Genomic DNA, 13,675 nt, shown 5'->3' with positions numbered 1-13,675 from the left:
CATTCGACTGCGCATTGCCGAGGTCGTTGATGGCAACGATCTGGATATCATTCTTTTTGCCGCCTTCGTAGTGAGCGCGAAGGATGTTGCGGCCGATACGGCCATAGCCGTTGATTGCGACACGAATTGTCATGGTTTTCTCCTGAATGAAAAAGCACGGTAATCATTCAGCCCTCTTTTCCGCACAACGCGGAAAAGAGGTGAAGCGGAACGGGTCTGCAAGGCAGTATCGCCATGTCCTCCGCACCACTCCCAACCCCTCCCGCATACAGCATGCGAAAGAGGCGCTGGAAACTTGTTAAGCCAACACCGACTTCACCTTGGCCACGACATTGTCTGTCGTGAAGCCGAAGTGCTTGAACAACACACCGGCCGGCGCGGATTCGCCGAAGCTGTCGATACCAACCACGGCGCCTTCGAGACCGACGTACTTGTACCAGAAGTCGGTGACACCGGCCTCGATGGCGACACGCGGCAGACCTTTCGGCAGCACGCTTGCCTTGTAGGCCGCATCCTGGCGGTCGAACACGTCGGTGCTGGGCATCGACACCACGCGCACCGCGATGCCCTGCTTGGCCAGTTCATCCGCCGACTTCACGGCCAGTTCGACTTCCGAACCGGTCGCGATCAGCACCGCCTTTGCATCGGCCGCGTCGCGCAGTACATACGCGCCGCGCTGGACGTCGGCGATCTGCTGCGCGCTGCGCTCCATGAACGGCAGGTTCTGGCGCGAGAAGATCAGCGTGCTCGGGCCGTTGCGGCGCTTGACTGCTTCACGCCATGCGATCGCCGATTCCACGGTGTCGCACGGACGCCAGTTATCCAGGTTCGGGATCAGGCGCAGGCTGGAGATGTGCTCGACCGACTGGTGGGTCGGGCCATCTTCGCCCAGGCCGATCGAATCGTGGGTGAACACGAACAGCGAACGGATCTTCATCAGTGCCGCCATGCGCAACGCATTGCGGCTGTAATCGGAAAACGTCAGGAAGGTTGCGCCGAACGGCAGATAACCGCCGTGCAGGGCAATGCCGTTCATGATCGCGCTCATGCCGAACTCGCGCACACCGTAGTTGATGTGGTTGCCCGGCTGCTCGCTGCGCACCGCCACGCTTTCCTTCCAGTTGGTCAGGTTGGAACCGGTCAGGTCGGCGGAGCCGCCGAGGAATTCCGGCAGCACCGGCGCCAGTGCCTGAATCGCATTCTGGCTGGCCTTGCGGGTGGCGATCGTTTCCTTCTTCTCGACGCAGCTGGCGATGTAGGCGTCCATCACGGCGTCCAGGTTGCCGGGCAGTTCGCCCTTCATCCGGCGCTGCAGCTCGCCAGCCTGCTGCGGATAGCGCTCGTCATAAGCCTTGAACAATGCATTCCATTCGTTTTCCAGTGCCTGGCCGGCGGCCTTCGCATCCCATGCCTGATAGACATCGGCGGGGATCTCGAAGGGCACGTGCGACCATGCGATTGCATCGCGCGTCGCGGCGATTTCCTTGTCGCCGAGCGCCGCACCATGCACCTTGTCGGTGCCCTGCATATTAGGCGCGCCTTTGCCGATGACCGTCTTGCAGCAGATCAAGCTTGGCTTATCGGAAGTCTTTGCCTGCGCAATCGCGGCATCGACTGCGGCGACGTCATGGCCGTCGACGTCGCGGATCACGTTCCAGCCGTAGGCTTCGAAACGTTTCGGCGTGTCGTCGGTGAACCAGCCGTCGACCTTGCCGTCGATGGAGATGCCGTTGTCGTCGTAGAGGGCGATGAGCTTCGACAGGCGCAGCGTGCCGGCGAGCGAGCATGCCTCATGCGAAATGCCTTCCATCAGGCAGCCGTCGCCGAGGAAAACGTAGGTGTGATGGTCGACGATGTTGAAGCCGGGCTTGTTGAATTCGGCGGCCAGCAGCTTTTCCGCGAGCGCCATGCCGACGGCATTGGTGACGCCCTGGCCGAGGGGACCGGTGGTCGTCTCAACGCCTTCGGTGATTTCGTATTCCGGATGGCCGGGAGTCTTGGAATGCAGCTGACGGAAATTCTTGATTTCGTCCATCGACAGGTTATAGCCGCTCAGGTGCAGCAGCGCATATTGCAGCATCGAACCGTGGCCATTGGAGATGACGAAGCGGTCGCGGTTGATCCAGCGCGGATTGGCCGGATTGTGGCGATGGTGCTTGGCCCAGAGGGCGACGGCGATTTCTGCCATGCCCATCGGCATGCCCGGGTGGCCGGAATTTGCCTTTTGTACTGCGTCCATCGCCAATGCGCGGATCGCGTTGGCCATCTTGTCGGTGGGGAGATTGGAAGTCATGTCAAATCTAGAAATGTGGCGGATCTTGGAGCAGCTCCGGCGCGTGGGTTGTCGCGGGTTGTTTCTGCGCGGGATGATGCAAAGCCCGGTATTTTACCAGACTGAGCCTGCCGCTATTAAAATCGGGACATCCGTTTTGCCAAACAGGAACGCCGGACGATCATCTGCATGCACGCATCATTCAACAATGACAACACCCCGGCTTTCGGCAAACTCGATACTCCTTGGCCGCAGCCCGGAAAAGTAAGAACAATGTGAAAACCGATTGATTGCAAACCTCCAGGTCCTGTCTTGTCCAAAGCCATCCGGCTTCTTCATCCTTGAACACCATGCCCAGATTCTTCCTTTCGCAACCGCTAGCCATCGGCGGCCTGGTCGAGTTGCCCGACTCGATCTCTCATCATGTCCATGTCCTGCGCCTGGAAGCCGGCGACATGGTGACATTGTTCAATGGTGAAGGCGGCGAATACACGGCGACGATTTCCAGCATCGAAAAACGCAGGACGCTTGCCGAAGTCAAGACGTTTTCGCCGCGCGAATCCGAATTGCCGTATGCCGTCACCCTTGCCCAGGGCTTGCCGGAAGGCTCGAAGATGGACTGGATTGTCGAAAAAGCCGTGGAGCTTGGCGCAACCGCGATTCAGCCGATCGCCGCGCAGCGTTCCGTCGTGCGCCTGAACGCGGAGCGCGCCGAGAAAAAGCTGCTGCACTGGCGCGGCATCATCGAAGCGGCGGCGGAGCAATGCGGCCGCAACCGCGTTCCCCACATGTGCGCGCCGGTATCGTTCAGCGACTGGGTAGGCAGACAGGACTTGCATCAACGCATCCTGTTGTCGCCGCGCGCCGGACAGTCGCTATCCGACTGGGCAAGACACCATCCGCCGCAGGCGGTCTCGCTGATGGTCGGCCCCGAGGGCGGCTTCACCGAGCAGGAGGAAAGCATCGCCGCGGATCATGGAGTGCTGCTCCTGTCGATCGGAAAGCGGGTGTTGCGCACCGAAACCGCCGGCTTGGCGGCCTTGGCGGGAATCAATGCGTTATGGGGAGAAATTTAAGCCCGCTCAACACCGGTAGGCGACACTTTTCGGCGAGCGTTCCGGTGTTTGGCAGGAACTTTCCGGCTATTAAATAGAGATCAAACTTCCCGTCGATTGCCCCCCGCAAATCCCGCAATTGCCCTAAGGTGACTGCTTCGTTCAATCTGCATACGGAGGAATTCATGGGATTGCTGGACAAAGCATTCGACATGCTTGGAGACAACCATCTGCCATTGATGGATTCCCGCACGCGGCTGCTGCAGGCGGCGCTGGCGCTGATCGCCAACAATGGCCAGACGGGCGGCCTGCACGGACTGGTCGAGAAATTCCAGGAAGCCGGCCTTGGCAACGTGATTCGTTCATGGATCGGTTCCGGCCCGAACGTCGCGCTGACGGCAACCCAGATGGAGCAGGTACTCGGCGAAGGCCACTTGCAGCAGATTGCGGAAGAAACCGGATATACCGAACATGAGGCGGCCGAGCACCTGAGCGGAATGCTGCCCGACCTGATCGACCAGCTGACGCCCTCGGGGCAGGTGCCGCAGGGTGGAGTCGGCAACATGAGCGCGCTGCTCGACCACTTCATGGGCGGCTATCATTGAATGTCTTCCGGCTCTCCGTAACGCCGGCAGGCAAGCCCCAGCAATTTCCGCGACAATGACGGCATGCAATGGTTAAAGAATCTACTCTTCCGGGATAAGCCCAGCATTCCCGATACGCTCTGGCAGGCGTGCGTGGCGCGCCTGCCTTTTCTGGACAGACTTTCCGAAGCCGACCTGGCGCGACTGAAGGCCCTGTGCGAGGATCTGCTTCACCGCAAGACCGTGACTGGCGCCGGCGGTTTTCTGCTGTCGGACGAAATCGCGGTGCTGGTCTCCGCCCAGGCATGCCTTCCCATCCTCAATCTCAGCCTCGACCTGTACGACGACATGGCCGGGATCATTGTCTACCCCGACGCCTTCATCATCCCCCAGACCGAAGTCGACGAGGCCGGCGTAGTGCATGAATGGCAAGAACCGGTCTCCGGAGAGGCCATCGACGCCGGCGGCGCTGTCGTGCTGTCGTGGGAAGATGCGGGGGACGTCGATGTGCCGGGCTACAACGTGGTGATCCACGAGTTCGCGCACAAGATCGACATGGCCACCGGCGCGCCGAACGGCTATCCGCCCTTCTTCCCCGAATGGCACCAGGGCCTGGACGCGACGGAATGGCGCGAGGTGTTCAGCGCTGCCTATGATGATTTCCATGAACATGTGGAATTTCTGGAATCGCGGCTGCCGGAGGATTTCGACGACACCATCGACGCCCATGCCGCCTATTACGACGAACTGGCCGCCGAACTGCCGCTGGATCCTTACGCGGCAAGGCATCCGGCGGAATTCTTCGCAGTGGCTTCGGAAGCGTTCTTCGTGCGTCCGGAACCGCTTTCGCGTGCCTATCCGGATGTTTTCCGTCTGCTGAAGGAATATTACCGGCAGGATCCGCTTGCCGATGCCGCCCGCCCGGAGCGGCAGCTGCCCACCTTGCATTGACATTTTGGCAGCCCGTGCCGGCTTGCGACGCGGAAAAGCGCGGGAAAGCGCTTATAATCACCGGTTTTGCATCAGAGATCTCCGGGCCATTCCAATGAAGGTATTTCGCGGACTTCCCAATGCCGCGTCACGCGCTCCCTGCGCGCTGACCATCGGCAACTTCGACGGCGTGCATCGCGGCCACCAGGCCCTGCTGGCGCACGTGCGCGAAGCGGCGTCGCGGCTCGGCGTGGAGGCGGCGGTGATGACCTTCGAGCCGCATCCGCGCGAATTCTTCGCGCGCCTTGCCGGCGATCTGTCGCGCGCGCCCACGCGTATCGCCAATCTGCGCGACAAGCTGCAATCCCTTTCCAATGCCGGCATCGACCGGGTCATCGTCGAGCACTTCAACGCCCATTTCGCGTCAATGTCGCCGGAAGACTTCGTCGAGAAGGTGCTGGTCGAAGGCTTGCACGTGAAATGGCTGATGGTCGGCGAGGATTTCTGCTACGGCGCCAAGCGCGGCGGCAATGTCGCCAGCCTGATCGAGGCCGGCAAGAAATACGGCTTCCAGGTCGAAGCGATGCCGGCCGTCACCAACGACGGCGTGCGCATTTCCTCGTCGGCGGTGCGCGCCGCGCTCGCCGCCAGCGACTTCACTCTCGCAGCCCGCCTGCTCGGCCATCCCTACGCGATTTCCGGGCATGTCATCCATGGCAAGAAGCTTGGCCGCACCATCGGCTTCCCGACCATGAACCTGCGCATCGCCCACAAGCGCCCGGCGCTGTCGGGCATCTTCGTCGTCCAGGTGCACGGCCTGGCCGAACATCCTCTGCCGGGCGTGGCCAGTCTGGGCGTGCGTCCGACGGTCGAGGATGGCGGCCGGGTGCTGCTCGAAACCTATCTGTTCGACTATGCCGAGCAGTGCTACGGCAAGATCGTGCGCGTCGAATTCCTCCAGAAGCTGCGCGACGAGGAAAAATATGTCGATCTGCCGACGCTGACCGCGGCCATCGAACGCGACGCCCAGCGCGCGCGCGAATTCTTCAAGGAGCGCGCAGCCCTCGCCGTATCCGCCACCGACCGAATTTGACGATCAGACGCGCCCTCCGCCCCGTTTGATCCACAGAATTTCAACAATTGAAACCATCATGTCCGAGCAAAAAAACAAGTATCCGGTCAACCTGACCGAAACCGCCTTTCCCATGCGCGGCGACCTCGCCAAGCGCGAGCCGAAATGGGTCAAGGAATGGCAGGATAAGAAGATCTATCAGCGCATCCGCAAGGCATCCAAGGGCCGCCCGAAGTTCATCCTGCATGACGGCCCCCCGTATGCGAACGGCGATATCCACATCGGCCATGCGGTCAACAAGATCCTCAAGGACATGATCGTCAAGGCCCGCAACATGGCGGGTTTCGATGCGCAGTACGTGCCGGGCTGGGACTGCCACGGCATGCCGATCGAAATCCAGATCGAGAAGCAGTTCGGCAAGAACCTGCCGACCGCCGAAGTCCTGGCCAAGTCGCGCGCCTATGCGTCGGAACAGATCGAGCGCCAGAAGAAGGACTTCATCCGTCTTGGCGTGCTGGGCGAATGGGACAATCCGTACAAGACCATGAATTTCGCCAACGAGGCCGATGAAATCCGCGCGCTCGGCACCATCCTCGACAAGGGTTTCGTCTATCGCGGACTGAAGCCGGTGAACTGGTGCTTCGACTGCGGCTCCGCGCTGGCGGAAGCGGAAGTGGAATACCAGGACAAGCGCGACCCGGAAATCTATGTCGGCTTCCCGGCCGCGGACCGCGACGCGCTGGCGAAGGCCTTCGGCCTCGCCGCCCTTCCCTCGGAACCCGTCTATGCCGTCATCTGGACCACCACGCCCTGGACCATTCCATCCAACCAGGCGCTCAACGTCCATCCCGAATTCGGCTATCGCCTGCTCAGGCTGGAATCCGGCAAGCACGCCGGCAAGCATGTGATCGTGGCGGCCGAACTGGCCGAGGCCTTCCTGAAGGACATCGGCGACAAGGGCGCCGACAAGGAAACCGCTGCCGCGGTGACCGCCGCCGTGCTCGGCGAGACGACCGGCGCCAAGCTTGCGCACGTTCGCTTCAGGCATCCGTTTGCCGACCTCGACCCCGCCTACAACCGTTTTTCGCCGGTCTATCTCGGCGAATACGTGACCCTGGACGCCGGTACGGGCATCGTGCACTCCGCGCCTGCCTACGGCGTGGAAGACTTCCTGTCGTGCAAGGCGCACGGCATGCGCGATGACGAAATCCTTAACCCGGTCATGGGCGACGGCAAGTATGCGTCGTGGCTGCCGTTCTTCGGCGGCATGGGCATCTGGGATGCATCGAAGCCGATCTGCGAAAAGCTGGATGAAGTCGGCGCGCTGTTCGGTTTCGGCATCAAGCCCCACAGCTACATGCATTGCTGGCGCCACAAGACGCCGATCATCTACCGCGCGACATCGCAGTGGTTCGCCGGCATGGACAGCGTTCCCAAGGACGGCGGCCCGACCCTGCGCGAGACGGCGCTGGCCGGCATCGAGGCGACCGCCTTCTTCCCCGGCTGGGGCAAGGCCCGTCTGCACGGCATGATCGCCAACCGTCCCGACTGGACGCTGTCGCGCCAGCGCCAGTGGGGCGTGCCGATGGCGTTCTTCGTGCACAAGGAAAGCGGCGAACTGCATCCGCGCACGCCGGAACTGCTAGAGGAAGTCGCCAGACGCGTCGCCGAGCGCGGCATCGAAGCCTGGCAGGCGCTCGATCCGAAGGAGGTGCTCGGCGCCGATGCCGACATGTATGTGAAGAACAAGGATACGCTGGACGTCTGGTTCGACTCCGGAACGACGCACCAGACAGTGCTGCGCGGTTCGCATGCGGACCAGTCGCAGTTCCCGGCCGACCTCTATCTCGAAGGTTCGGACCAGCATCGCGGCTGGTTCCACTCCTCGCTGCTGACTTCGTCGATGATCAACGGCCAGCCGCCCTACAAGGCGCTGCTGACCCACGGCTTCGTGGTCGACGGCGAAGGCAAGAAGATGTCCAAGTCCAAGGGCAATGTGGTGGCGCCGCAGAAGGTGTCCGACACGCTGGGCGCGGAAATCCTGCGTCTCTGGGTCGCCTCGACCGACTATTCCGGCGAACTGTCGATCTCCGACGAAATCCTCAAGCGCGTGGTGGAAGCCTATCGCCGCATCCGCAACACCCTGCGCTTCCTGCTGGCCAATACCTCCGACTTCGATCCGAAGAAGGATGCCGTGCCGGTCGCCGAGATGCTCGAGATCGACCGCTATGCGATCGCCCGCATGGCCGAACTGCAGGCCGAACTGCTGCAGCACTATCAGGTGTTCGAGTTCCATCCGGTGGTCGCCAAGCTGCAGGGTTACTGCTCGGAGGATCTCGGCGGCTTCTACCTCGACATCCTGAAGGACCGCCTGTACACCGGCGGCACCGAGTCGGCCGCTCGCCGTTCCGCGCAGACCGCAATCTGGCACATCACCCAGGCGCTGCTGCGCGTGATGGCGCCGATCCTGTCGTTTACATCCGAAGAGGCATGGGCAGTGTTCGCCGGAGCGGACGGCTATGCCGAAAGCGACGAGACCATCTTTACCCAGACCTACTATGCGCTGCCGGAAATCGGCGGCGCAGCGGAGCTGCTGGCACGCTTCGCCGCATTGCGCGAAGTCCGCACCTCGGTCACCAAGCAGCTGGAAGAAGTGCGGGCCGCCGGCGGCATTGGCTCGTCGCTGCAGGCGGAAATCGAAATCAAGGCCAGCGGCGACAAGTTCAGGCTGCTCGACAGCCTTGGCGACGACCTGAAGTTCGTGTTCATCACTTCGCAGGCGAAGGTGACCCAGGTTGCCGCCGAGGCGGAAGAAGGCGTCAACGTCACGCCGTCCGCGCATCAGAAATGCGAGCGCTGCTGGCATTACCGCGCCGATGTCGGCGGCCACGCCGATCATCCGGGCATCTGCGGCCGCTGCGTCAGCAATCTGTTCGGCAAGGGCGAGGCGCGCAAGTACGCCTGACACCGTGCAGCCGTGCAGCCGGCTGCGGCGTTCCGCTTCATGCGATTCGCCGCAGCCGTCATGCGCCAGGCAAGCCCGGCCACATCTTCAATCGGCCCGCTCATGTGACGGGCCGCAATTCTTCGCAACCCATATGGCATCCAGACAAAAGAGCTTCAAGACCCTTTCCGCAAGCCCGAAGACCAGCATCGCACCCTGGCTCGGCATCGCTGCCATCATCATCCTGATCGACCAGATCACCAAGGTCACGGTCAACAAGCTGTTCGTATTCGGGGAATCGCTTCCCGTTACTTCCTTCTTCAATATCGTGCTGGCCTACAACAAGGGCGCGGCGTTCAGCTTTCTCGCCAGCGAGGGCGGCTGGCAGCGGTATTTCTTCACCGGTATCGCCCTCGCCGCGGCCATCTTCATCGTCTACCTGCTCAAGCGCCATGCCGGACAGAGGCTGTTCTGCTGGGCGCTGGCGCTGATCCTTGGCGGCGCGGTCGGCAATCTGATCGACCGCATTCTCTATGGCCACGTGATCGACTTCCTGGATTTCTACATTCCCAACTCCAGCCTGCCGCACTGGCCCGCCTTCAACGTGGCGGACATGGCGATCGTCGGCGGCGCCGCCCTGTTCGTCATCGACGAGCTGCGGCGGGTCGGAAAGTAGACCGTTGCCGACGCTGCTACACTTGTCCGATCCGAACCGTCTTCAGAGAGCATCGCATGGACCTTGCCGGTAAAAGAATCGTACTTGGCCTCACAGGAGGCGTCGCCTGCTACAAGGCCGCGGAACTCACCCGCGGCCTGAGCAAGGCAGGAGCCGCCGTGCAGGTGGTGATGACCAATGCGGCCACCCATTTCATCACCCCCGTGACCATGCAGGCGCTGTCCGGACGCGCGGTCCATACCGACCAGTGGGATGCCCGCATCCCCAACAACATGCCGCACATCGACCTCACCCGCGACGCCGATGCCATCGTGATCGCTCCCTGCTCGGCCGACTTCATGTTCAAGCTCGCGCATGGCGCCTGCGACGACCTGCTGTCCACCCTGTGCGTGGCGCGTCCCATGACCATGCCGCTGATGGTGGCGCCGGCGATGAACGTGGAAATGTGGCAGAACCCCGCTACCCAGCGCAATGCCGCGCAGCTGCGCGCCGACGGCGTCAAGCTGCTCGGTCCCGATGCCGGGGAACAGGCTTGCGGCGAGACCGGAATGGGCCGCATGCTGGAGCCGGAACAGCTGCTGGAGGAAATCATCGCGGCCTTTCAGCCCAAGGTCCTCGCCGGCAAGCGGGTGCTGCTCACCGCGGGGCCTACCTTCGAGCCCATCGATCCGGTGCGCGGCATCACCAATCTCTCTTCCGGCAAGATGGGTTACGCGATTGCCCGCGCCGCGCGCGAAGCCGGCGCCGAGGTGACGCTGGTGTCCGGTCCGACCGCGCTCGAGACGCCCTATGGCGTACACCGCATCAATGTGCAGACCGCGCAGCAGATGCATGACGTGGTGCTGTCGCACGTCGCCAGGCAGGACGTGTTCATCGCCGTGGCGGCCGTGGCCGACTGGCGGGTTGCCAATGCCAGCGAACAGAAGCTGAAGAAGACGAATGCGGGCGATGTGCCGCAACTCGAATTCGCGCAGAATCCGGATATCCTCGCCGCCGTCGCCGCACTGCCGGGCAAGCCCTACTGCGTCGGCTTTGCGGCCGAGTCGGAAAAGCTTCTGGAGTACGGGGAAGACAAGCGCAAGCGCAAGGGCATTCCCCTCCTCGTCGGCAACATCGGGCACCAGACTTTCGGCAAGGATGACAATGAGCTCGTGCTGTTCGACGACAGCGGGCATCAGCGCCTGCCGCGCGCCGACAAGCGCGGGCTGGGCCGGATGCTGGTCGGCGAGATCGCGCGCCGCCTCGGATAAGAGCCAATCAAGCTGTATCTTTTTGTAATCAGCGGCGCTTGCGCCGAATGCCTCCATTTATTCTTACATTTCATGAAAACCATTGACGTCAAGATTCTCGACCCGCGGATGAAGGAACAACTGCCGGCCTATGCCACGCCAGGCAGCGCCGGTCTCGACCTGCGCGCCTGCATCGATGCGCCGCTGACCATCAAGGCCGGCGAGACGCACCTGATACCGACCGGACTGGCGATTCACATCGCCGACCCCGGCTATGCGGCCATGATCCTGCCGCGCAGCGGCATGGGCCACAAGCATGGCATCGTGCTCGGCAACCTGGTCGGGCTGATCGATTCCGATTACCAGGGTCAGCTGATGGTCTCGACATGGAACCGCGGCCAGACCGATTTCACGCTCAATCCGATGGAGCGTCTGGCGCAACTCGTGATCGTGCCGGTCCTTCAGGTGGGCTTCAATGTGGTCGAGGAATTCGGCGACAGCGAACGCGGCAGCGGCGGCTTCGGCAGCACCGGCAAACATTAAGGGAGAATGATTGATGCTTTCCGATAGGCGGCTAAGCCGCTTGTTCTCATTGCGTGCGCTGCCCTCGGCAGGCAAGCTGGCACTCGTTCCGGCGGCACTGCTGCTGGCCGCATGCGCAACCACGACAATCAGCCCTCCCGAAGCCGGCACGAGCCCGCGCCCGGCGGAGCAGGTGGCGCGTCCCGCCGCTCCCGCGGTGCCGACGCAGGAAGAACTGTCGCTGAAATCGCTGGTGGCGTTTCAGGATCGCCTGTACCGCGTCGCGGCCCCGCTGATCATCAACAATTCGGAACTGTGCAAGGCCAATGCCCGCAACCTGCTGGGCTTTACCGCAAAGAACCGGTTCTCCTATTCGCCGGAATACGTGGGTGCCGCGCAGAAGGCGCTAGGTTTGGGCGACCGGCTGCAGATCATGGGCGTGCTCGACGGCAGCGGCGCGGCACGCGCCGGCGTGCGCCCCGGCGACGGCATCGTGGCGGTCGAAGGGCAGCGCCTGCCGGAAGGCGAGAACGCGGAGCGCCAGGCCGCCACGATTCTCGCTCCCATCGTGACCGGGCGCAGCAACGTCAAGCTGTCGCTGCTGCGCGAAGGCGGTGAAGTGACCGTAAACGTGCCCCTCACCTTTGCCTGCGCCTACGGCTTTGAACTCGGCAATACCGACAACGTCAATGCCTACTCGGACGGCCATCGCGTGCTGGTCACGCGCGGCATGATGAACTTCGCGCGTACCGACGATGAACTGGCCTATGTGCTGGCCAAGGAGATGGCGCACAATGCCCTGTCCCATTCGGCACGCCAGCGCACCAGCGCCACCGTGGGCGGAGTCATCGACAACTTGACCCGCATCCGGCCCGACATGAGCATGATGAACGGACTCGCCGGCATCAAGCCGATGCCGCAAGACCTGGATGCGATGGCGGACAAGCTCGCGATGTACCTGCTGGCCCGCGCCAACTACCGGATCGATGGCGCGGTGCCCTTCTGGCGCCGCCTGGCCACGCAGTATCCGCCGAGCACGCTCAATGCGTACACAGCGCTGCATCCATCGACCAACTATCGCATCTCCATCATGGAACGCACCTTGAAGGATGTGCGCGCCAAGCAGGCTGCGAAGAAGCCGATCATGCCGTAACCATCGCTCCTTCAACGGCGGCGTCACGCATGCTGCCGGCCCGGAGACCGAGCCGTTACCTCGTCAAAAAAGCACAGCAAGGCCCGCGCCCTGTTGTGCTTTTTTCTTGTCACGATTTCCGCGTATCCGCCGCGATCATCTTTTTCTCATGCCGCTTCAACATCAGCAGATGCCGCAGGCGACCGACGGAGCTATTCGATGGGCAAGACCATGGCAGGGAATCACCACGCAGTGCCGGTGGCAGTCTGCCCGGGATCGGCGGGCAGCTCACAGTGAAACCTCCCTATGGGACCGGTATTACAGAGGACATTTCACGTTCCCGCGCTGAGTGCCGTTTCAATGTCGGAACGCTTGAGCGCGGGCGCAAATTGCAGAATGAAGTCGTAGGTGTACGACCGCAGATAAGCGCCGCGACGGACCGCGAGCCTGGTGACATTGGGCGCGAACAAGTGGGCGGCCTCCAGCGCATGCATGCCGGAGGTACGGTTGTGCTCGACCGCCATCGAAGCCACGATGCCCACACCCAGTCCCAGCGACACATATTGCTGAATCACGTCGGAATCCATGGCCGTCAGCACGATATCGGCCGGGATGCCGGCCTGGCGGAAGGCATCGTCGATATGGCCGCGGCCGGTGAAGCCGACGTCATAGGTGATCAACGGATAGGCCGCCAGGTCTTCCAGCGAAAGAAGAGCGAGCCGGCTTAGCGGATGGCCTTCCGGAACCACAACGACGTGGCTCCACTGATAGCAGGGGAAGGAGACGAGCTCTTCGAACTGGCTCAAGCCTTCGGTGGCAATGCCGATATCGGCCTTGCCGGATATGACCCATTCGGCGATATGCTCGGGGGAGCTTTGCTGCAGCGCGATGCGCACCTCCGGGAACGAGGCGCGAAAGCTCTGCACGACCCGCGGCAGCACATAACGCGCCTGCGTGTGCGTGGTGGCGACGTTGAGCGTGCCGCTGCGTTCCCCCGCGTATTCCTGGCTGGCCTGGCGCAGGTTCTCGGCTTCGAGCAGCAGGCGCTCGACAATCTGCAGGATGCCCTTGCCCGGTTCGGTCAGGCCGATCAGGCGCTTGCCGTTGCGTTCGAAGATCTCCACGCCGAGCTCTTCTTCCAGTTCTCGGATCTGGCGGCTCACGCCCGGCTGCGACGTGAACAGGACATTGGCAACTTCCGTCAGGTTGTAGCCGCGGCGCGCGGCTTCCCGTATCGAGCGCAGTTGCTGAAAATTCAT

The 13,675-nt window shown here is 62.4% G+C and carries 12 protein-coding genes; 9 read left to right on the top strand and 3 right to left on the bottom strand.

Features of this window, described 5'->3' with window-relative positions; all coding sequences use genetic code 11:
• Nucleotides 1-133 (bottom strand): glyceraldehyde 3-phosphate dehydrogenase NAD-binding domain-containing protein (locus tag FH061_RS18005; RefSeq protein WP_318841028.1); only part of this gene is annotated, 133 nt, incomplete at its 3' end.
• Between the two features lie 165 nt (nucleotides 134-298).
• Entirely contained in the window at nucleotides 299-2,293 is a 1,995-nt protein-coding gene (tkt, locus tag FH061_RS18000; protein WP_151637218.1) for a transketolase, read from the bottom strand.
• 329 nt (nucleotides 2,294-2,622) lie between these two features.
• On the opposite strand from tkt, the gene FH061_RS17995 reads away from it, so the two are divergent.
• From FH061_RS17995 to FH061_RS17955, 9 genes are all read left to right on the top strand, one after another.
• Nucleotides 2,623-3,348 (top strand): 16S rRNA (uracil(1498)-N(3))-methyltransferase, encoded by a 726-nt coding sequence (locus FH061_RS17995; RefSeq protein WP_151637217.1) that lies wholly within the window; start codon nucleotides 2,623-2,625, stop codon nucleotides 3,346-3,348.
• A gap of 164 nt (nucleotides 3,349-3,512) precedes the next feature.
• Nucleotides 3,513-3,932 (top strand): YidB family protein, encoded by a 420-nt coding sequence (locus tag FH061_RS17990; protein WP_151637216.1) that lies wholly within the window; start codon nucleotides 3,513-3,515, stop codon nucleotides 3,930-3,932.
• 63 nt (nucleotides 3,933-3,995) lie between these two features.
• Complete coding sequence (locus FH061_RS17985) at nucleotides 3,996-4,862, top strand: M90 family metallopeptidase (RefSeq protein ID WP_151637215.1); 867 nt, start codon at nucleotides 3,996-3,998, stop codon at nucleotides 4,860-4,862.
• Between the two features lie 94 nt (nucleotides 4,863-4,956).
• Entirely contained in the window at nucleotides 4,957-5,934 is a 978-nt protein-coding gene (locus FH061_RS17980) for a bifunctional riboflavin kinase/FAD synthetase (RefSeq protein WP_151637214.1), read from the top strand.
• A 58-nt stretch (nucleotides 5,935-5,992) separates the two neighbouring features.
• Nucleotides 5,993-8,878 (top strand): isoleucine--tRNA ligase, encoded by a 2,886-nt coding sequence (gene ileS, locus FH061_RS17975; protein ID WP_151637213.1) that lies wholly within the window; start codon nucleotides 5,993-5,995, stop codon nucleotides 8,876-8,878.
• A 133-nt stretch (nucleotides 8,879-9,011) separates the two neighbouring features.
• Complete coding sequence (gene lspA / locus FH061_RS17970) at nucleotides 9,012-9,533, top strand: signal peptidase II (RefSeq protein WP_151637212.1); 522 nt, start codon at nucleotides 9,012-9,014, stop codon at nucleotides 9,531-9,533.
• A 56-nt stretch (nucleotides 9,534-9,589) separates the two neighbouring features.
• Nucleotides 9,590-10,783 carry a bifunctional phosphopantothenoylcysteine decarboxylase/phosphopantothenate--cysteine ligase CoaBC gene (gene coaBC, locus FH061_RS17965; RefSeq protein WP_151637211.1) on the top strand — a complete coding sequence of 398 codons (1,194 nt, stop codon included), beginning with the start codon at nucleotides 9,590-9,592 and terminating at the stop codon, nucleotides 10,781-10,783.
• Nucleotides 10,784-10,855: 72 nt separating this feature from the next.
• Nucleotides 10,856-11,305, top strand: a complete 450-nt coding sequence (gene dut, locus FH061_RS17960) for a dUTP diphosphatase (RefSeq protein WP_151637210.1) — start codon at nucleotides 10,856-10,858, stop codon at nucleotides 11,303-11,305.
• A 13-nt stretch (nucleotides 11,306-11,318) separates the two neighbouring features.
• Entirely contained in the window at nucleotides 11,319-12,437 is a 1,119-nt protein-coding gene (locus tag FH061_RS17955) for a M48 family metallopeptidase (RefSeq protein ID WP_151637226.1), read from the top strand.
• A 311-nt stretch (nucleotides 12,438-12,748) separates the two neighbouring features.
• Here FH061_RS17955 and FH061_RS17950 read toward each other — a convergent pair whose 3' ends face one another.
• Entirely contained in the window at nucleotides 12,749-13,675 is a 927-nt protein-coding gene (locus tag FH061_RS17950; protein WP_151637209.1) for a CysB family HTH-type transcriptional regulator, read from the bottom strand.

The organism is Noviherbaspirillum aerium, from assembly GCF_008929045.1.
Taxonomy (GTDB): domain Bacteria; phylum Pseudomonadota; class Gammaproteobacteria; order Burkholderiales; family Burkholderiaceae_D; genus Noviherbaspirillum; species Noviherbaspirillum aerium.
This window is presented reverse-complemented; position numbering and strand designations above follow the sequence as displayed.